This is a genomic window from Sphingomonas sp. EC-HK361 (assembly GCF_902498785.1).
In the GTDB taxonomy this organism is placed as follows: domain Bacteria; phylum Pseudomonadota; class Alphaproteobacteria; order Sphingomonadales; family Sphingomonadaceae; genus Sphingomonas.
Genome location: NZ_LR701494.1, coordinates 61,182 through 78,941, shown reverse-complemented (window position 1 = coordinate 78,941; position 17,760 = coordinate 61,182). Strand labels below are relative to the sequence as shown.

The 17,760-nt window shown below is 67.5% G+C and carries 17 protein-coding genes; 8 read left to right on the top strand and 9 right to left on the bottom strand.

Annotated elements, in window-relative coordinates; translation table 11 throughout:
• Positions 1-18 precede the first annotated feature (18 nt).
• Both msrB and BOS5A_RS07495 read left to right on the top strand, forming a co-directional pair.
• Positions 19-423: a peptide-methionine (R)-S-oxide reductase MsrB gene (gene msrB, locus BOS5A_RS07500; protein WP_151954625.1), complete on the top strand. Its 405-nt coding sequence runs from the start codon at positions 19-21 to the stop codon at positions 421-423.
• Positions 424-505: 82 nt separating this feature from the next.
• The gene (locus tag BOS5A_RS07495) at positions 506-2,794 is read left to right on the top strand and encodes a transglycosylase domain-containing protein (RefSeq protein ID WP_151954624.1); all 2,289 of its coding nucleotides are present in this window, start codon (positions 506-508) and stop codon (positions 2,792-2,794) included.
• Here BOS5A_RS07495 and BOS5A_RS07490 read toward each other — a convergent pair.
• From BOS5A_RS07490 to BOS5A_RS07480, 3 genes are read right to left on the bottom strand one after another with little or no spacing between them, the layout of a single operon-like run.
• Complete coding sequence (locus tag BOS5A_RS07490) at positions 2,764-3,444, bottom strand: M48 family metallopeptidase (protein ID WP_234419263.1); 681 nt, start codon at positions 3,442-3,444, stop codon at positions 2,764-2,766. The two genes, BOS5A_RS07495 and BOS5A_RS07490, sit on opposite strands and share 31 nt — an antisense overlap.
• On the bottom strand, positions 3,441-3,881 hold the full coding sequence (locus tag BOS5A_RS07485; protein ID WP_234419262.1) for a YcgN family cysteine cluster protein: 441 nt from the start codon (positions 3,879-3,881) through the stop codon (positions 3,441-3,443). Before BOS5A_RS07485 ends, BOS5A_RS07490 begins: the two co-directional genes overlap by 4 nt.
• Positions 3,882-3,885: 4 nt before the next feature.
• Positions 3,886-4,494, bottom strand: a complete 609-nt coding sequence (locus BOS5A_RS07480) for an SCO family protein (protein ID WP_234419261.1) — start codon at positions 4,492-4,494, stop codon at positions 3,886-3,888.
• 52 nt (positions 4,495-4,546) lie between these two features.
• Here BOS5A_RS07480 and BOS5A_RS07475 point away from each other — a divergent pair, with 52 nt between their 5' ends.
• Positions 4,547-5,140: an ankyrin repeat domain-containing protein gene (locus BOS5A_RS07475; protein WP_151954622.1), complete on the top strand. Its 594-nt coding sequence runs from the start codon at positions 4,547-4,549 to the stop codon at positions 5,138-5,140.
• A gap of 554 nt (positions 5,141-5,694) precedes the next feature.
• Here BOS5A_RS07475 and BOS5A_RS16250 read toward each other — a convergent pair.
• Positions 5,695-6,525, bottom strand: a complete 831-nt coding sequence (locus BOS5A_RS16250) for a cold-shock protein (protein ID WP_151954621.1) — start codon at positions 6,523-6,525, stop codon at positions 5,695-5,697.
• A gap of 278 nt (positions 6,526-6,803) precedes the next feature.
• On the opposite strand from BOS5A_RS16250, the gene BOS5A_RS07465 reads away from it, so the two are divergent.
• The 5 genes from BOS5A_RS07465 (at position 6,804) to rpoN (ending at position 11,147) form a co-directional block, all read left to right on the top strand.
• Entirely contained in the window at positions 6,804-7,424 is a 621-nt protein-coding gene (locus BOS5A_RS07465) for a ribonuclease D (protein ID WP_151954620.1), read from the top strand.
• Positions 7,417-8,055, top strand: coding sequence for an LPS export ABC transporter periplasmic protein LptC (gene lptC / locus BOS5A_RS07460; RefSeq protein ID WP_151954619.1), 639 nt, complete (start codon positions 7,417-7,419; stop codon positions 8,053-8,055). Before BOS5A_RS07465 ends, lptC begins: the two co-directional genes overlap by 8 nt.
• Positions 8,056-8,063: 8 nt before the next feature.
• Entirely contained in the window at positions 8,064-8,621 is a 558-nt protein-coding gene (locus BOS5A_RS07455) for an LptA/OstA family protein (RefSeq protein ID WP_151955888.1), read from the top strand.
• Positions 8,622-8,720: 99 nt separating this feature from the next.
• A complete protein-coding gene (gene lptB, locus BOS5A_RS07450) occupies positions 8,721-9,497 on the top strand; it encodes an LPS export ABC transporter ATP-binding protein (RefSeq protein ID WP_199857279.1) in 777 nt (258 codons plus the stop codon).
• Between the two features lie 150 nt (positions 9,498-9,647).
• Positions 9,648-11,147 carry an RNA polymerase factor sigma-54 gene (gene rpoN, locus BOS5A_RS07445; RefSeq protein ID WP_151954618.1) on the top strand — a complete coding sequence of 500 codons (1,500 nt, stop codon included), beginning with the start codon at positions 9,648-9,650 and terminating at the stop codon, positions 11,145-11,147.
• Between the two features lie 167 nt (positions 11,148-11,314).
• On the opposite strand, the gene gyrB is transcribed toward rpoN, so the two are convergent.
• From gyrB to BOS5A_RS07420, 5 genes are all read right to left on the bottom strand, one after another.
• Complete coding sequence (gyrB, locus tag BOS5A_RS07440) at positions 11,315-13,816, bottom strand: DNA topoisomerase (ATP-hydrolyzing) subunit B (RefSeq protein WP_151954617.1); 2,502 nt, start codon at positions 13,814-13,816, stop codon at positions 11,315-11,317.
• Between the two features lie 68 nt (positions 13,817-13,884).
• Positions 13,885-14,829 (bottom strand): GGDEF domain-containing protein, encoded by a 945-nt coding sequence (locus BOS5A_RS07435; RefSeq protein WP_151954616.1) that lies wholly within the window; start codon positions 14,827-14,829, stop codon positions 13,885-13,887.
• A 44-nt stretch (positions 14,830-14,873) separates the two neighbouring features.
• Positions 14,874-15,638 carry an OmpA family protein gene (locus BOS5A_RS07430; RefSeq protein ID WP_151954615.1) on the bottom strand — a complete coding sequence of 255 codons (765 nt, stop codon included), beginning with the start codon at positions 15,636-15,638 and terminating at the stop codon, positions 14,874-14,876.
• Positions 15,639-15,725: 87 nt separating this feature from the next.
• On the bottom strand, positions 15,726-16,769 hold the full coding sequence (recF, locus tag BOS5A_RS07425) for a DNA replication/repair protein RecF (RefSeq protein WP_151954614.1): 1,044 nt from the start codon (positions 16,767-16,769) through the stop codon (positions 15,726-15,728).
• Positions 16,770-16,896: 127 nt separating this feature from the next.
• A complete protein-coding gene (locus BOS5A_RS07420; protein WP_151954613.1) occupies positions 16,897-17,688 on the bottom strand; it encodes a Coq4 family protein in 792 nt (263 codons plus the stop codon).
• Positions 17,689-17,760 lie beyond the last annotated feature (72 nt).

The window sequence follows — 17,760 nt, the reverse complement described above, 5'->3', positions numbered from 1 at the left end:
GCTTCCGACATTCGCGTCATGGACCATCTCACCCTCTCCGAAACCGAGTGGCGCAAGCGCCTGACCCCCGAGCAGTTCCATGTGCTGCGCGAAGGCGGGACGGAGCGCGCGTTCGCCGGCCGCTACACCGACAACAAGGCGGACGGCACCTACACGTGCGCCGCGTGCGACGCACCGCTGTTCGATTCCGCCGACAAATACGACTCGGGATCGGGCTGGCCCAGCTTTACCCAGCCGATCGCGGCGGATGCGGTGACCGATCACAGCGACCGCAGCCACGGGATGGTGCGCACCGAAACCCGCTGCGCGCGCTGCGACAGCCATCAGGGGCATGTCTTCCCTGACGGGCCGCCGCCCACGGGCCTGCGCTATTGCATCAACTCGATCTGTCTCGATTTTCACCCCCGCGACGCAGTGGCCTGAGCGGCCGCGATGCGGACGGAGGCGATCCGTCCGCATCGCTTGTTAAGCACGCCGCAAGCCGGTATCCGCCACGGCCACACCTATGGCCCGCGCCCCCTCCCCCCGATCGCCCCGATCCAGTGTCCCGCAGCCGCGCTCGCCGTGGCGCAAGCGCCTCGGCCTCGCCCTCAAGATCGCGATCGCGCTTGCGGTGCTCGCCGTCGCGGCGCTGGTCATCGCGGTCTATGTCGCGCGCGCGCAGCTGCCGAGCTTCGACCAGCTAAAATCCTCGCCCAACGGCCAGATGATCCGCGTCCACGCCGCCGACGGCACGGTGCTTGTCTCGCTCGGGCCGAGCTATGGCGAGTGGCTGCCCTATGATCGCATCCCGCGCGTCATGCGGGATGCGACCGTCTCGGTCGAGGACAAGCGGTTCCGCTCGCACCTCGGCGTCGATCCGATCGGCGTCGCGCGGTCGCTGAAGGTCCGGTTCGATCGCGGGCGCTGGGTGCAGGGCGGCTCGACGATCACGCAGCAGCTAGCGCGCAACATCTTCCTGTCCAGCCAGAAGAAGTTCGGCCGCAAGTTCCGCGAATGGATCCTCGCGCTCGCAATGGAGCGAAAGTTCACGAAGGACCAGATCCTCGAGCTTTATCTGAACAAGGTCTATTATGGCGGCGGCGCTTACGGCATCGACGCCGCCAGCCGGAAATTCTTCGGCCACGGCGCCTCGACGCTCGACCTGCCCGAAGCCGCGATCATCGCCGGGCTGGTGAAGGCGCCGTCCAACTATTCGCCCACCGCCGATGCCGACGCCGCGGTGTCGCGCGCGGGCGTCGTGCTGAACACGATGGTCGAAAACGGCGCGATCACCGCCGAGCAGGCCGCGAGTGCCGATCCGCATGCCGTCAAGCTCGCCCCCGAGCCGAAGCAGAACAGCGTGCGCTACTTCACCGACTGGGCGCTGCCGCAGCTCGATACGCTGATCGACGAGACCGAAAAGCCGCTCGAAGTCTGGACGACGCTAGACCTGTCGATGCAGCGTGCAGCGGACTCCGCGATCCGCGCGAACGTGCCCGCAGGCGCGCAGGGCGCGCTCGTCAGCCTCGACCGTGACGGCGCCGTCCGGGCGATGGTCGGCGGCAAGGATTATGTCGCGTCAATCTACAACCGCGCCACCCAGGCGGTCCGCCAGCCGGGGTCCGCCTTCAAGCTCTTCGTCTATCTCTCCGCCCTGGAGGCCGGCAAGAAGCCGGAAGATACCGAAGTCGACGAACCGGTGACCATCGACGGCTGGAGCCCGCGCAACGATTCGCGCCATTTTTCCGGTCAGGTGACGCTGCGGACTGCCTTCGCCTATTCGCTCAACACCGTCGCGGCGAAACTCGGCCAGCAGGTCGGCTTTTCGACTGTCGCCGACATGGCGCGCCGCTTCGGCATCACGACCCCCGTCAACACCCACCCCTCGATGGTCCTCGGCACTTCCGACGTGCGTGTCATCGACATGACCCGCGCCTTTGCCAGCGTGGAGAACAAGGGCGTCGCGGTGACGCCGTTCGGCATCACCCGTGTCGTGGCAGACGGTCAGGTGATCTACGAGCATGAGGTCGATCGCAGCCACGTCCTCGTCGCGCCTTATGTGGCGGCCGAGATGACCGACCTCCTCCAGACCACCGTCAACACCGGCACCGGTCGCGCCGCGCAGATCGGCCGGCCGGTCGCTGGCAAGACGGGCACGACGACCTCGTCAAAGGACGGCTGGTTTCTCGGCTTCTCCAGCGGCCTCACGACGGGTGTGTGGATGGGCCGCGACGATGCGAAACCGGTCGCCGGGCTGCATGGCGGCACCGCACCCGCCAAGGCCTTTGCCGCCTATATGCGTGTCGCCGTCGCCAAGCGGCCGATCGAGCAGTTCGAAACCCAGGTCACGCTCCCCGAATGGCAGCAGAACATGGACGAGGAGAGCTATTTCGGCCAGCCCGACAACGGCGTCTTCGTCGATGAGAACGGCAACCCGGTAAGCCCGCCCGATGGCGCGCCGATCCCCGACGATCAGGGCGTTTATGGACCGGAACGTCCCGCCTATCCGGACCAGCAGGGCTATCCCGACGGCGTCCCGCCCCAGCAGCAGCCGCAACCGCAGCAGCGTGACCCGCGTGATCCGCGCGCCGTTCCGCCGGCGCAGGACGGCGCGCCCCAAAGTCAGGGGCAGGGTCAGCAGCTGAACCAGGACTGGATCGACCGGGTCACCGGTCGCGATCCGCGCCGCGATGCGGCACCGCGCGATCGTGCGCCCAATCGATCGGGGGGCGATGAGGGCAACGGCGGGCGGGCGCCGCGTGACGGCTACCCGCCCCAGCCCTATGCCGGCGACGACCGCCCGAACCAGTGAAGCGCCGCGCCGTTCGCCTTCAGCCAGCGGCGTTCGGGAGTCGGGTCGCGGCCTAAGAGATCGGCGACAAGCGCGTGGAAGGCCGGGCTGTGGTTCATGTGCACCCGGTGCGCGACCTCGTGCGCGACGGTCGCCTGCCGCACGGCGGGCGGCGCGAGGATCAGTCGCCAGCTGTAGCGGATCGCGCCTGACGCAGCGCAGCTCCCCCACCGACCGCGCGGATCGCCGACGCTGACCCGCTCCACGCTGACACCTGCGCGGCTCGCGACCTCCGCCGTCTCCACCGCAAGGATTCGAAGTGCCTCGCGCTTCAGCCAGGTCTCGATACGCCGCGACAGGTTTTCCTGCGGCCCGCCAGTAACCAGCCGATCGCCATCGACCGTGACAGCGCGCGAACCGCCCTCGCGCCAGCAGATCGTCAGGTCGCGGCCATCACAGGGCACGCTGGCGCCATCCACGAACGGACGCGCCTGAGGCAGCGCCGCACGCTGCGCCGCGATCCAGTCGCCATGCGCCTCTGCCCACACCAGCGCGGATTTCAGCGCCGCACGCGGCGGCAGGACAAGCCGGACGCGCCCGCTCGCGGGATCGACGCTCAGCTTGGCGCGCCTCGCCTGCGGATGGCGCACGACCTCCAGCGGCAAATTCACAATTCGCGGTCCACGACATGGAACTCCAGGTCGCCTGCGTCGTCCTCGCTGATCGTCCATCCGCGCACCGACTGGCCGGCGCGGTGCACCGCCTCGCGGTCGCAGCAGACGAGATAATGCCATGCCGGAAGCTGCTCGCCCGCCGCGCGCAGCCGGTAGGCGCAGGTCGTCGGCAGCCAGTCGATGGCGCGCACATTCGCCATCGTGAGGCGCACGCATTCGCTGACAAAGGCATGGCGATGGCGGTAGTTCGAGCACTGCCCGGCCCGCCGGTCGAGCAGCTTGCACGCGACATTGGTAGCGACGAGCTCGCCAGTCTCCTCATCCTCCAGCTTGTGGATGCAGCATTTCCCGCATCCGTCGCACAGCGCCTCCCACTGCGCGCGGTCGAGCTTTTCGAGCGGCGTGTCTTCCCAGAAGCGCTTGCTGTCGGTCACGGGGTCAGGTCTTCGCCCATCGCTGGATTTCGTCGGCGATCTCCGCGGGCTTGCCATCCTGCGGAAGCAGCGCGAGCGGCTTGCCATCGGGATCCATCAGATAGGCCTGCCGGCTGTGGTTGACCATATAGCCGCCACCCGGCGTCGTCTCACCCTTGGCATAATAGACGCCGTATTCCTGGGCGATCGCTGCAATCGCGTCCGGCGATCCGGTGAGTCCGACCATGCGCGGATGGAACGCGCCGACGAATTGCTTGAGCACCGCCGGCGTATCGCGCTCGGGATCGACCGACACGAAGATCGGGGTGATCCGCTTCGCCAGCGCAGCGTCGCGCGCTTCCAGCGTCTTCAGCCCCGCGGCGAGGTTCTGGACATCGACCGGGCAGACATCGGGGCAGAAGGTGTAGCCGAAATACATGATGCGGTATTGGCCGGCGAAGCTCTTGTCGGTCACCGCGCGACCGTTCTGGTCGGTCAGCGCGAACGGGCCGCCGATCTTCGCGCCGGCAAGCGGCGGGCGCTGATCGGCCCTGGGTTCCGACGAGCAGCCGGCGGCGGCAAGGATCAGGGCGAGCGAAGCAAAGGCGCGCATGTTCATGGCGGGGCCAGCCATGATCTGTTAGGCAGCCCCACGCAAGTCGCAGATAGGGATCGCTGTTTTCGCCATGAACGCCCGCCATATTCTGGTCGGCCTCGCGCTCGTCGCGTCGTCCGCCACCGCGCAGCTGTCGCAGTCGCCAAGCTACAAGTTCCTCGAGGCAGTGCGCAATTCGAAGAACGACGACGTTACCAACATGCTCGACACGCCGGGCCAGACGCTCATCAACTCGCGCGACCGGACAACCGGCGAAGGCGCGCTGCACATCGTGATCAAGCGGGGCGACTCGCTTTATCTTCGCTATCTGCTGACCAAGGGCGCCGACCCCAATCTGCGCGACGGCAAGGGGAATACCCCGCTGATGCTCGCCATCGAGGGCGGGCAGAACGACCTCGTCGATATTCTCCTCAGGAACAAGGCGAACCCCAATCTCGGCAATTCGGGCGGCGAGACGCCGCTGATCCGAGCGGTGCAGAAGCGCGATCTGAACCTCGTGCGCGTGCTGCTGAACGGCGGAGCCGATCCGGACCAGACCGACAACCTCGCCGGCCAATCGGCGCGCGACTATGCCCACAATGACGACCGCGCGACCGCAATCGCCAAGGTGATCGACGAGACGCCGAAAAAGGCACGCCGCGCGGTGTCGGGTCCGCGATTGTAGTCGCCCGCCCTATCGTCCCTATTGGCTTGTCGAAGGACGGCTCGCGGCATTCGGCGCAAATTCAAAGCGTGCGCTCCGCTTCGCGTGGTCCGGCCATAGACCGTGGAACGCGGTCGCTAATCGACAAGAGGTTGAGAGAGGGGCAAGAGCGGATCCCGTTAAACCGGGCTCACCTGCGTTCCCGTTCGTTTCGAGCGCAATCGAGAAACCGCAGCGGAGTAACGCGCGATCGTTTCTCGACTTCGCTCGAAACGAACGGGTCAGGCCTGATTTTGGATGCTCTCTAAGCCTCGAAGAATGACGATGGCAGAGTGGCTTATGGGGTGCGCGCTGCAATGACCTGCCGCCCACGCCGAGCAAGCGACCACTCGATTAGACGCAGAATATGGATGAAGCTCACAAGCGAGCCATCTTCGGGTGCCAGCGTCTCGGCTCTAAGAGACGTCTGCTCTTTGCGCCTTAGCGCCTCCTCTGAACCTCGCCTCTCCCAGACACAAAAAACCGGCCGGCCTCGCTATCGCGAAGGCCGGCCGGTTTTTTATCTGGTCAGGCGATCAGGAGCCCGGGGTCAGGTTGACCGCGGCGTATTTGCCACGCCGATCGACCTCGATCTCGAACTCCAGACGGTCGCCTTCGTTCAGCGTCGGCATGCCGGCACGCTCGACCGCCGAGATATGGACGAACGCGTCGGGCTGGCCATCGTCGCGCTGAATGAAGCCGAAGCCCTTCATCGCGTTGAAGAACTTGACCGTGCCGGTCGCCTTTTCGCCGGTCAGCTGGCGCTGCGGGCCACCGGCGCCGGCACCACGCGGTGCGCCGCCGAAGCCACCCTCGCGCGGCTCGCGCGGCGGTGCACGATCGGTCACTTCCATCGGCTCGCCGTCGATCTTCAGCTCGGTCGCCGAGATGCGGCCACCACGATCGACGAGGGTGAAGCCGAGCGGCTGACCCTCGGCCAGACCGGTCAGGCCGGCCTGCTCGACCGCCGAAATGTGAACGAACACGTCCTCAGCGCCATCATCGCGCACGATGAAGCCGAAGCCCTTCTGCGCGTTGAAGAACTTGACCACGCCGGTGCCTTCGCCAACGACCTGGGGGGGCATGCCGCCACCGCCGCCACGACCGCCGCCGAAGCCGCCACCACCGCCGCCGCTGCGGAAACCACCGCCGCCGCCGCCGAAGCCGCCACCGCCGCTGCGGAAACCGCCACCGCCGCCGCCGAAGCCGCCGCGATCACCGCCACCAAAGCCGCCGCCGCCAAAGCGATCACCGCCACCGGAAAAGCCGCCGTCAAATCCGCCACCGAAATCGTCGCCACCGAAATTGTCGCGCTTATCGCGGCCACGCCCGCCGCGATTTCCGCGGCCGCCCTTGTCGAAACCCATAACCCTGTTCGTCTTCCCGGTTCGCCCGATCGCTCCGTCAGGACTGGCGCGCCGGACGACGCACGCTAACCCCGGCACAAACCACATGCGCCTATTGAGCCGGTCATAGCGTATCGTTTCACGGTGGGCGAATAGATTCGTCGTCGATTCAGGCAGCAAAACGGCGATCCGCGCGCGACTGTCGCGCCAAAGGCACAGCTTGCCGCTTGGCGGCCCTTTGGAGACGCCCTTCGCAAAGCGGCATTGAGCGTTCCGCTCCGCCCCGCTACGGCAGGGCAATGACGGTTCATCTGCACGAAGAAGACATCCCGGCCGGCCTCTTCGCGGACGGCGCCTCGATCGCGGTCGATACCGAGACGATGGGCCTCATCACCCCGCGCGACCGGCTCTGCGTGGTTCAGTTGTCCGATGGCGGCGCGGACGAGCATCTGGTGCGCTTCGCCGCCGGCAGCGACTATGCCGCCCCAAATCTGCGCGCGCTGCTCGCCGATCCGGGTCGCGACAAGCTGTATCACTTCGCCCGCTTCGACGTGGCCGCGATCCGGCATTATCTCGGCGTCGTGGCCGCGCCGGTCTATTGCACCAAGATCGCGTCGCGTCTGGTGCGCACCTACACCGACCGCCACGGGCTGAAAGAGCTGGTGCGCGAACTGCTGGGCCAGGAAATCTCGAAGCAGCAGCAATCCTCCGACTGGGGCAGCCCCGAACTCAGTGACGCGCAAAAGGATTACGCCGCGTCCGACGTGCGCTATCTTCACCGGCTGCGCGAGGAGCTGGACCGCCGGCTGGCGCGCGAGGAGCGTATGGACCTTGCGCAGGCCTGTTTCGATTTCCTGCCCCACCGCGCCGCGCTCGATCTGGCCGGCTGGCCCGAAATCGACATCTTCGCGCATGTCTGAGGCCGCGCGCCGCATCCGGTCCGAACGCGCGCGCTGGGCAGCGCCGGGTAGCCGGCACGACCGTGTGATCGGCGTGACGCAGTGGCTGCTCCCGGTCCTGATCGGCGTGCTGAGCGCGTTTGTCATCGTGTGGCCGCTGTTTCGCGGTAGCGACGTGTCCTTCCTGCTCGACAAGAACCAGGTCGAGGTCGCGAAAGAGCGGCTGAAGATCCAGGCGGCGCAGTATCGCGGGCAGGACGCGAAGGGGCAGCCCTTCTCGCTGAATGCGGGCTCCGCTATCCAGAAGAGCTCCGCCCAGCCGATCGTTGAGTTGAACGCGCTCGCGGCACAGATCGGCCTGACCGATGGCCCGGCGCAGCTGAAGGCCGATCGCGGGCGCTACGACATGGATTCCGAACAGGTGAAGGTCGACGGCCCCGTCGCCTTCCGATCCGCGGGCGGCTACACGCTCGACACCTCGGACGCGACGATCGACCTGAAGTCGCGCCAGCTGCGGGGCACTGGCGAGGTCACCGGCACCGTCCCTCAGGGCAATTTCCGCGCGGACAGGATGCGCGCCGACCTCGAAAGCCGCACGGTCACGCTTGACGGCAATGCCCGCTTGCGCATCAACCCGCGAGCGCCGAAATAGCGGCCATGATGCGCCGCGCCGTTCCCGCCCTGTTGCTGCCCGCCCTTCTGCCCGCCTTTCTGGTCGCCGGTGGTGCCGCCATCGCCCAGATCAGGCATGATTCGGCCGCCCCGATCGATTTCGGCGCCGACCATATCGAGCTGCAGGACAAGGCGAATCGCGCGGTCCTTTCCGGCAATGTCGCGGTGCGCCAGGCCGACATGACGCTGAACGCCGCGCGGATGACCGTCGCCTATACCGGCCAGGTCGTCGGCGGCAGCCCGCAGGTTTCGCGGCTCGACGCGTCCGGGGGCGTGCTGGTGAAGCGCCCCGATCAGACCGCGCGTAGCCAGTTTGCGGTCTATGATCTCAACCGCCGCGTCATCACGATGCTCGGCGCGGTCAGCCTGACCCAGGCGGCGAACACGATCCGCGGCGGCCGGCTGACGATCAACCTCGATACCGGCCGGGCGGTCATCGACGGATCGTCGGTCGCGGGCGGTGGGTCCAGCAGCACGCCGGGCAGCGTCAGCGCCGCGCCGTCAGGCCGCGTCACGGGCACCTTCTCGGTGCCGAAGCGCAACTAGGGTCCGTAAAAACCGCCACGCTTCGTCGCGCCGGGGGTTGGCCTCGCGGTCCTTGTCATGCATGAATCCTGCCAACCAAGCGGAGCCACGGGCCAGACGATGGACGCAGTCACCCCCCTGGATACGGTCGAGCCGATCCACGAGACGCCGGTCATGGACGGCCTGTCGGTCGTCTCGATCGCCAAATCCTACGACAAGCGCGTGGTCCTCACCGACGTGTCGGTATCGGTCGGGCGTGGCGAAGTCATCGGACTGCTCGGCCCCAATGGCGCCGGCAAGACGACCTGTTTCTACTCGGTCATGGGGCTGGTGAAACCCGATTCGGGCCGCATCATGCTCGACGGCGAGGATATCACCGGGCTGCCGATGTATCGCCGCGCCATCCTCGGCCTCGGCTATCTGCCGCAGGAAACGTCGATCTTTCGCGGGCTTTCGATCGAGAAGAACATCTCGACCGTCCTCGAGCTCTCCGAGCCCGATCCCGCCGCGCGACGCGAAAAGCTCGATCGCCTGCTCGACGAGTTCGGCCTGACGCGGCTGCGCGAATCGCCGGCGATGGCGCTGTCTGGCGGCGAGCGGCGCCGCGCCGAGATCGCACGCGCGCTCGCCGCCGATCCGTCGATCATGCTCCTCGACGAACCTTTTGCCGGCATCGACCCCATCTCGATCGCCGACATCCGCGATCTTGTCTGCCAATTGAAGCAGCGCGGCATCGGCGTCCTCATCACCGATCACAATGTCCGCGAAACGCTCGACATCGTCGACCGTGCCTACATCATCTATGACGGCCGCGTGCTGTTCACCGGCTCGCCGGCCGAACTCGTCGCCGACGCGAACGTCCGGCGGCTGTATCTTGGCGAGGGCTTCTCGCTGTAGCGGCATGTATGTGATCTGTCCCTTAATCCTCCCCTGGAAGGGGAGGGGGACCAGCGAAGCTGGTGGAGGGGTATCCCCAGAACGGTCGGGCGCTACCCCTCCGTCAGGCTTTCGGCCTGCCACCTCCCCCACCAGGGGAGGATTTTGCGCATGAGCCTGGCCCCCCGCCTCGATTTGCGCCAGTCGCAATCGCTGGTGATGACGCCGCAGCTTCAGCAGGCGATCAAGCTGCTGGCGCTGTCCAACCTGGAGATCGAAGGCGTAATCGCCGAGGAGATCGAGCGCAATCCGCTGCTCGAGGCACTGCCCGCGGCCGAGGACGCACCGACGATTGCCGCGGAAACCGCCGCCCCTGCCCGCGACGAACCCGCAGGGGCTGACGAGCTCGTCCTTGGCGGCGAGGGCACGGGCGAAGCGGCGCTCGACGTCGATATCACCGCCGAACGCTTCGATGACGGGCCGAGCGACTCCGCCGGGCCGATCGACGGCACGCTGGGCCTGACCGGTGCGAGCGGCGGCGGCGCCGGCAGCGAGGACGGCCTCGACTTCGACAGCTTCGCCGCCGAGGACCTCAATCTGCACGACCACCTGCGCGCGCAGGCCGGCAGCGTTCTGTCCGGCATCGACCTGCTCATCGCAGAGCATCTGATCGATCAGATCGACGACGCCGGCTATCTGACCGCCACCTTGCGCGAGATCGCCGACCAGCTGGGCGTGCCGCTCGTCCGCGTCGAGGACGCGCTGGCGGTCATCCACACCTTCGATCCCACCGGCGCGGGCGCGCGCGATCTTGCCGAATGCATCGCGCTCCAGGCGAAGGACGCCGATCGCTACGATCCGTGTATGGCGCGATTGATCGACAATCTCGATCTCGTCGCGCGCGGCGAACTCGCGCGCCTCAAGCGGATGTGCGGGGTCGACGACGAGGACATGGCGGACATGATCCGCGAGCTGCGCGGCTACGATCCCAAGCCCGGCTGCCGCTTCGGTGGCGAGCCGATGCAGGCGGTGGTCCCCGATCTCTACGTCGCACGCGCCAAGGACGGCTGGCGGATCGAGATCAACAGCGCGACGCTGCCGCGCGTCCTCGTCAATCGACGCTATTACACCGAGCTTGCCGGCGGCAAGCAGGACAAGGCATCAAAGGCCTGGCTCGGCGAAATGCTGGCGAGCGCGAACTGGCTCGTGAAGGCGCTCGACCAGCGCCAGCGCACGATTATCCGCGTGGCGACGGAGATCGTGAAGCAGCAGGAGGCGTTCTTCCTTCACGGCGTAGCCCACCTCCGCCCGCTCACCCTCGCCCGGGTGGCCGAGGCGATCGAGATGCACGAATCGACCGTCAGCCGCGTGACCAGCAACAAATATCTCAGCTGCGCGCGCGGGCTGTATGAGCTAAAATATTTCTTCACCAGCGCGATCCAGTCCGCGGACGGCGGCGACGCCGTGTCGGCGGAGGCGGTGAAGCAGGCGATCCGCGGACTCATCGCGAACGAGGGCGCGAAGATCCTGTCGGACGATACGCTCGTCGATCTGCTGAACGCCAAGGGCTTCGACATCGCGCGGCGCACGGTCGCCAAATACCGCGAGGCGATGGGCATCGGCAGCTCCGTCCAACGCCGCCGCGCCCGCGCGCTGGAGGGTGTTGGCTGAGCGGCCGGTATAGATCGACCCATCCCGTTCGTCTCGAGTAGGGATCGAGCTCGTCGAGAGCCCGTATCGAGAGATCGGCGGGCGGGCTGCGACCTCTCGATACACCGTCTCGACAGGCTCGACGGCTACTCGAGGCGAACGGAAGGGGGGCGGTCAATCTTCCGAAATCAAACGTCCAGATTCGCCACGCTCAGCGCGTTGTCCTGAATGAACTCGCGTCGCGGCTCGACCACGTCGCCCATCAGGCGGGTAAAAATCTCGTCCGCCATGTCAGCCTGCGCGATCTCGACACGGAGCATCGAGCGGGCGGACGGATCGAGCGTGGTTTCCCACAATTGCTCGGCGTTCATCTCGCCCAGCCCCTTGTAGCGCTGGATCGACAGGCCCTTGCGGCCGGCCGCGAGCACGGCGTCGAGCAGTTGCGAGGGACGCGAGACGAGCGTTTCGCCCTTGCCGACGACACCCGTGGCAACGGGCGCCTCTTCGGCTTCGTCGACTGCGACGTCCGCTTCGGTCTCGGCCGCGGCGGCCGCCTTTGACGACACGAGCTTCGAGGGCAGCAGATAGCTTTCGGCCTGTTCGACCGCGAGCGCATGAAGCTTGCGCGCCTCCGCCGACAGCAGGAACGTGCCTTCGACGACATGATGATCGGTCACGCCGCGCCATAGCCGCTCGAAATGATAGCCGCCTTCCTCGCTGATCCGCGCCGACCAGCGCGCCTCGGCGTCCGCCGCGTCGAGCCGGGTGACCGCCGTCGCCAGCCGCGCCGCACGGTCATCGCGCGACGACACCGGATCGAGCCCGCCGCCGAGCGCAAGCGCCTCGACGATCATCGGATCGTAGCGGCGGGGAACATAGCGCATGAGGGTGCGCATCCGGCGCGCATGCTCGACGAGGTCGCGCAGGTCTGCGCCGCTCCGCGACCCCCCTTGCGTCTCCAGCACCGTGCCCGCGACACCGCCCTCGATCAGATACTCGTCGAGCGCCGCGTCGTCCTTCAGATACACTTCCGATCGCCCCTTCGCCGCCTTGTAGAGTGGCGGCTGCGCGATGAAGAGGTGCCCTGCCTCGATGATCTCGGGCATCTGGCGGTAGAAAAAGGTGAGCAGCAGCGTGCGGATATGCGCGCCGTCCACGTCTGCGTCGGTCATGATGACGATCTTGTGGTAGCGCAGCTTTTCCAGCTTGAAGTCGTCGCGGCCGATGCCGGTGCCCATCGCCTGGATGAGCGTGCCGATCTCGCGGCTGCCAAGCATCCGGTCGAAGCGCGCACGCTCGACGTTCAGGATCTTGCCCCGCAGCGGCAGGATCGCCTGGAAATGCCGGTCGCGGCCCTGCTTCGCCGAGCCACCGGCGGAGTCACCCTCGACCAGGAAGAGTTCGGACTTTGCGGGGTCCTTTTCCTGGCAGTCGGCGAGCTTGCCGGGCAGCGAGGCGATGCCCATCACCGATTTGCGGCTCGCCTCGCGCGCCTTCTTCGCGGCTTCGCGCGCGGCGGCGGCGTCGATCACCTTCTGGACGATCTGCCGCGCGTTCTGCGGGTTCTCTTCCAGCCAGTCGGCCATCTTGTCGGCGAGCAGCGATTCGAGCGGCTGGCGCACCTCCGACGAGACGAGCTTGTCCTTGGTCTGCGAGCTGAATTTCGGATCGGGCAGCTTCACCGAGACGATCGCGGTCAACCCCTCGCGCATGTCATCGCCCGTGAGCGCGATCTTCTCCTTCTTCAGAATTCCGGATTTCTCGGCATAGGCATTGAGCGTGCGGGTGAGCGCCGATCGGAACGCCGCCAGATGCGTGCCGCCATCCCGCTGCGGGATGTTGTTGGTGAAGCACAGCACGTTCTCGTAGTAGGAATCATTCCACTCCAGCGCGACGTCGATGCCGATATCGTCGCGCTGCCCGGCAATCGCGATCGGCTCGGGAAACAGCGGCTGCTTGGCGCGGTCAAGCCACTTCACGAACGCGGCGATCCCGCCTTCGTAGAACAGCTCGACCGTCTTCGGCTCCTCGTGCCGCGCGTCGGTCAGGAACAGCCGAACGCCCGAATTGAGGAAGGCGAGCTCGCGGTACCGGTGCTCCAGCTTCTCGAAATCGAACTCGACGATCTTGAAGGTCGCAGGGCTGGGCAGGAAAGTAACGCGCGTGCCCTTCTGCCCCGGCGCCGCCTTGCCCGTCACCTTGAGCGGCGCGACCGCATCGCCGAACGCGAAGCGCATCTCGTGCTGCTCGCCATCGCGCCAGATGGTGAGATCGAGAAACTCGCTGAGCGCATTGACGACCGAAACGCCGACGCCGTGCAGTCCGCCCGAAACCTTGTAGGCGTTGTCGTCCGACGTGTTCTCGAACTTACCCCCGGCGTGGAGCTGGGTCATGATGACCTCGGCCGCCGACACGCCTTCCTCGGGGTGAATGCCCGTCGGGATGCCGCGGCCGTTGTCGGTCACCGAAACCGAGCCGTCGGCGTTCAGCTGGATGTCGATCCGGTCGCAGTGTCCTGCCAGCGCCTCGTCGATCGCGTTGTCCGACACCTCGAACACCATGTGGTGGAGGCCGGAGCCGTCGTCGGTATCGCCGATATACATGCCGGGGCGTTTGCGGACCGCGTCGAGGCCCTTCAGCACCTTGATCGAGGAGGCGCCGTAGTCGTTCGCATTCTGGGGTTCTGCCATAGCGAGTATATAGGGTTGGCGCGCCCGAAACGAAAGCGAAATGGCGCCGTGCGATACGCCCGGAATGGTCAGCCGATGCGGCGCCCTACATCGGCTGGTCCGGCGAGCCGCGCTCGTCCGCGCCCGGCGCGCTTGGCGGCATACAGCGCCGCGTCCGCCTCCGCGAACAGCGCCTCCGGATCGGGGCGGAGCGGCCCCGCAAAGGCGATCCCCGCCGACGCGCCGACGCGAAAGGACCGGCTGCGCCACGTCGTCGGCAAGGCGCAACGCTCCAGCGCGCGATCGACCGCGTCACGCACCTGCTCGCTGCCGGACGATCCGGGCATCACGACCGCGAACTCGTCGCCGCCGATCCGCGCGATCGTGGTCGCCGTCGGGAAGCACGCGGACAGCCGCTCGCCGATCGTGCGCAGGCACGCGTCGCCCGCGGCATGGCCGAACCGGTCGTTGACCAGCTTGAAATCGTCGAGGTCGATGAGGATCAGCGCACCCAGGTCGTCACTTGCGCCCGCCTCGAAGAAGCGGTGCTGGAAGGCGGTGCGCCCGGCGAGCCCGGTCACCACGTCGTTATCGGCCAGCCGGCGCAGCGCATCCCAGCGCGCGCGTTCGTCGGTCACGTCCTGCTTGGTGCCGTAGAGCGCGACGGCGCGGCCGGCATCCATCACGACATCGGTCGTCAGTCGCATCCACCGCGGGGTGCCGTCCGCACGGACGATGCGTGCATCCAGTGTGAAGCCGCGACCATAGCGGACCGCGTCGGCGCGCAGGCGCTCCATTTCGACACGCGACGGTTCGTCATAGAGCAGCACGGTTTCCTGCCGCGAGATGGCGGAACCCCGCGCGAGCCCGAACAGGTCATAGACGCCTGCGCTCCACGTCAGCGTATCGCTCGCCAGATCGCAAGCCCACACGCCGATACCGGCCGCCGCGGTCGCGCGGTCGAGCAGCGCCGCGATGCCCGCGGGCGACCCGGTCGGCATGTCGATCAGCGAATGCGGGAAGGCGCGGTGCATACCCCGCCCTAACGATCGAGCCGTTAAGGCGGGGTTGCCGCAAGTTAATTTGCCGCAGCGAAACGATCCGCGCGCTGGCCGAGCAGGGTAACCTCGACCCGGCGGTTCTGGCGCATGCCCGCGGCCGTCGCATTGGTCGCGACCGGCTGATGCTCGCCGTGACCCTGAACAGAGAAGCGCGCGCGGGTCACGCCCATCTGGTCGAAGGCGGCGCGCACCGAATCGGCGCGGCGCAGCGACAGCGCATCGTTGTGCGCATCGGTACCGCGCGAATCGGTGTGCCCGTCGATCGCGACGCGCACCCCGGCATTGGCGCGCAGATAGGCGGCGAGCGGACGCAGCTTCTCGATCGCGCCCGGGCGCAGCACCGAACTGTCGGTCGCGAACAGCACGTCTTCCTGCAGCGTCAGCGTCGCGCCGCGCGGCGTCTGGCGGAAGTGATAGTCGCGCATCGCGCCGCGATCCCACCCGCCGCGCACGGGGCCGTCACGCTCGACCACGACGACGCGGGTCGGATGATCCCAGTCGAACCGCGCGCGATTCGGGCCGGCGGCGTCGGCAAAGGCGCGGTTCGCGGCGCGCGCTTCTCGCGGGTTGATGAAGCCGTCGTCGTTCCAGTCGAAATTGCGCATCACGAACGCGCGCCCGCGCACCGTGCCGCGCAGTTCGGGGTAGAGGATGGGAACGCCCGCCCCGTCCAGACGATAGGCGCGGTCGCCAGGCCCCCAGTCGAGCCGGCGCTGCGCATCCGCCGGCATCGCGGCGAGCATCGTGGTGGCGAGGGCCGCACATATCAGGGGTGTCTTCATCGCAATTCTCCTTCGTAGCCCCCGCTACGCGCGCCGAATTGCCCGGTTTCGGGTGAATTGCCGATGATCCGCCCCGACAGCCGCGGTTCAGGCCAGCGGCAGCGCAATCCGCGTCGCGGCGTCGATCCCTTCGAACAACGCCGGCTCGGTTCCCGTCATCCACACCTGTCCCCGGCCGCTCAGCCGCGCAAACAGCGCCGAACGCCGTGCCGGATCGAGGTGCGCCGCCACCTCATCGAGCAACAGTACGGGCGCACGCCCAGTCCGTTCGGCGACCAGATCGGCATGAGCAAGAACGATCGACAACAGCAGCGCCTTCTGCTCGCCCGTCGAGGCGAGCGCGGCCGCGCGATCCTTGTCGCGGTGGGTGACGATCAGGTCGCTGCGGTGCGGGCCGACGAGCGTGCGACCCGCTGCCCCGTCGCGCCCGCGGCCCTCGGCGAGCGCCGCGGCAAGCGCCGGCGCATCGCCTGCCCATCCCTCCAGCGACAAGCCGGCGCTCGGAAACTCGCCGTTCGGGATTGCCAGCCGGTCGGCGAGCAGCGCCGCCGTCTCTGTCCGCGCCGCCGATATCGCCGCGCCGTGCGTCGCCATCTGGCCCTCCAGCGCACTCAGCCATGCCGTGTCGGGCATCTCCTCCACGATCAGCCGGTTGCGCGCGCGCATGGCAGCTTCATAGCGCGCGGCGTGAACCGCATGGGCGGGCGCGAACGCCAGCGTCAGCCGATCGAGGAAGCGCCGCCGCTCGCTCGCCGGCTCGACGAACAGCCGGTCCATCGCCGGGGTCAGCCACAGCACCGACAGCCGCTCGGCCAGCGCATTGGCGGAGGTGGCCGCGCCGTTGATCCGCACGATCCGTCGCTCGGTCGCTGGCGGCTGCGTGCCGGTCGCGATCGTCATGTCGCGGGCGAGGTTCGCGGCGATGCCGAAGCCGCCCGACCCATCCTCACGCGCCATCTGGCCAAGCGGCGCGCGGCGCAGCCCACGCCCAGGCGCGAGCAGTGATACCGCCTCCAGGATGTTGGTCTTGCCGGCCCCGTTCGCGCCCGTCAGCACGACGAACCCGTCGCCCGGCGTCAGCGTCAGCGCGGCGTGATTGCGGAAATCGGTAAGGACGAGGCGCGACAGCATCGCCTCCGCCCTAGAAGAAAGCCGGGCGCACTGGAATCACCCAATCTCCGTTCACCCTGAACGCAGTCGAAGGGCACGTCGTTGCGCCTGGCCTTCGACTGCGCTCAGGCCGAACGGAACGGTTTGATCAGGCCAGCGCTGCGTCGACCGCCTGCGCTTCGGCCTTCGCCTTCTGCTTGCTGGCATAGGAAGCCAGCGCCGCGCCAAGTTCGCGCTGCGCCCGCCGATAGGCGACTGGCTCGCGGATGTTCAGCCGCGCGCGGACTTCGTCGATCGGCTGGTGGAGCAGGACATCCCAATCCTCGCCCAGCAGCCAGTGCGCCTGCTTGCCGTGGCGATAGCCCTCCCACACGCCCTTTGCGAACAGCGTCGATTTCGTCTCGCGCAGGCTCTTCAAGGCCGCGCCCGCACCGATCCATGCCCAGCCGAGGCCGCCGGTCTGCGCATAGCTGAACGCCACCAGTGCTGCTTCGCCGAGCGTCTCGTCGGCCTTGTAGCCGGTCAGGACGTGCCACAGATCGTGGACGTCGCGCGTCCGCCGGCCGAACCAGGCATAGGGGTGGCGGATCTGCTCCAGCGGGTTGTCGATGTTCGACACCTCGACCAGCCCTGCCGCCGTATAGCCCGTCTCGGCCAGGAAATCGCGGTAGGCCGCGCCCAGCGTGCCGGGCGCGAAGCCGGCGACATAGTCGGGATCGGACAGCCGCTCGGCCAGCTCGACCCGCTCATACGCCATCCGCGCCCCCGCCGGGTCCTGCAACAGCCGGTCATAGCCTTTGCGCGTGGACGTGCCGTTCAACGACCGCATGATGATGAACACCTGCTGCGTGTCGTCGCCATTGGCGAGGAGCTTGCGCAGCGCACGGAGCGCGGCGCCCCAGTTGCGCTTGTAGCTGTCGGCGATTCGGGCTTCGGTCATGCGCGATTCCTTACTGACACGTGTGTTAATAAGGAATGAGCGGGGTTGGGTCAAGCTCCGTCCAATCCTCCC

Coding starts and splice junctions, on each gene's coding strand:
- msrB (WP_151954625.1), top strand. CDS start 19: ATGGACCATCTCACCCTCTCCGAAACCGAGTGGCGCAAGCGCCTGACC.
- BOS5A_RS07495 (WP_151954624.1), top strand. CDS start 506: ATGGCCCGCGCCCCCTCCCCCCGATCGCCCCGATCCAGTGTCCCGCAG.
- BOS5A_RS07480 (WP_234419261.1), bottom strand. CDS start 4,494: ATGGCTGGCCCCGCCATGAACATGCGCGCCTTTGCTTCGCTCGCCCTG.
- BOS5A_RS07475 (WP_151954622.1), top strand. CDS start 4,547: ATGAACGCCCGCCATATTCTGGTCGGCCTCGCGCTCGTCGCGTCGTCC.
- BOS5A_RS16250 (WP_151954621.1), bottom strand. CDS start 6,525: ATGGGTTTCGACAAGGGCGGCCGCGGAAATCGCGGCGGGCGTGGCCGC.
- BOS5A_RS07465 (WP_151954620.1), top strand. CDS start 6,804: ATGACGGTTCATCTGCACGAAGAAGACATCCCGGCCGGCCTCTTCGCG.
- lptC (WP_151954619.1), top strand. CDS start 7,417: ATGTCTGAGGCCGCGCGCCGCATCCGGTCCGAACGCGCGCGCTGGGCA.
- BOS5A_RS07455 (WP_151955888.1), top strand. CDS start 8,064: ATGCGCCGCGCCGTTCCCGCCCTGTTGCTGCCCGCCCTTCTGCCCGCC.
- lptB (WP_199857279.1), top strand. CDS start 8,721: ATGGACGCAGTCACCCCCCTGGATACGGTCGAGCCGATCCACGAGACG.
- rpoN (WP_151954618.1), top strand. CDS start 9,648: ATGAGCCTGGCCCCCCGCCTCGATTTGCGCCAGTCGCAATCGCTGGTG.
- gyrB (WP_151954617.1), bottom strand. CDS start 13,816: ATGGCAGAACCCCAGAATGCGAACGACTACGGCGCCTCCTCGATCAAG.
- BOS5A_RS07435 (WP_151954616.1), bottom strand. CDS start 14,829: ATGCACCGCGCCTTCCCGCATTCGCTGATCGACATGCCGACCGGGTCG.
- BOS5A_RS07430 (WP_151954615.1), bottom strand. CDS start 15,638: ATGAAGACACCCCTGATATGTGCGGCCCTCGCCACCACGATGCTCGCC.
- recF (WP_151954614.1), bottom strand. CDS start 16,769: ATGCTGTCGCGCCTCGTCCTTACCGATTTCCGCAATCACGCCGCGCTG.
- BOS5A_RS07420 (WP_151954613.1), bottom strand. CDS start 17,688: ATGACCGAAGCCCGAATCGCCGACAGCTACAAGCGCAACTGGGGCGCC.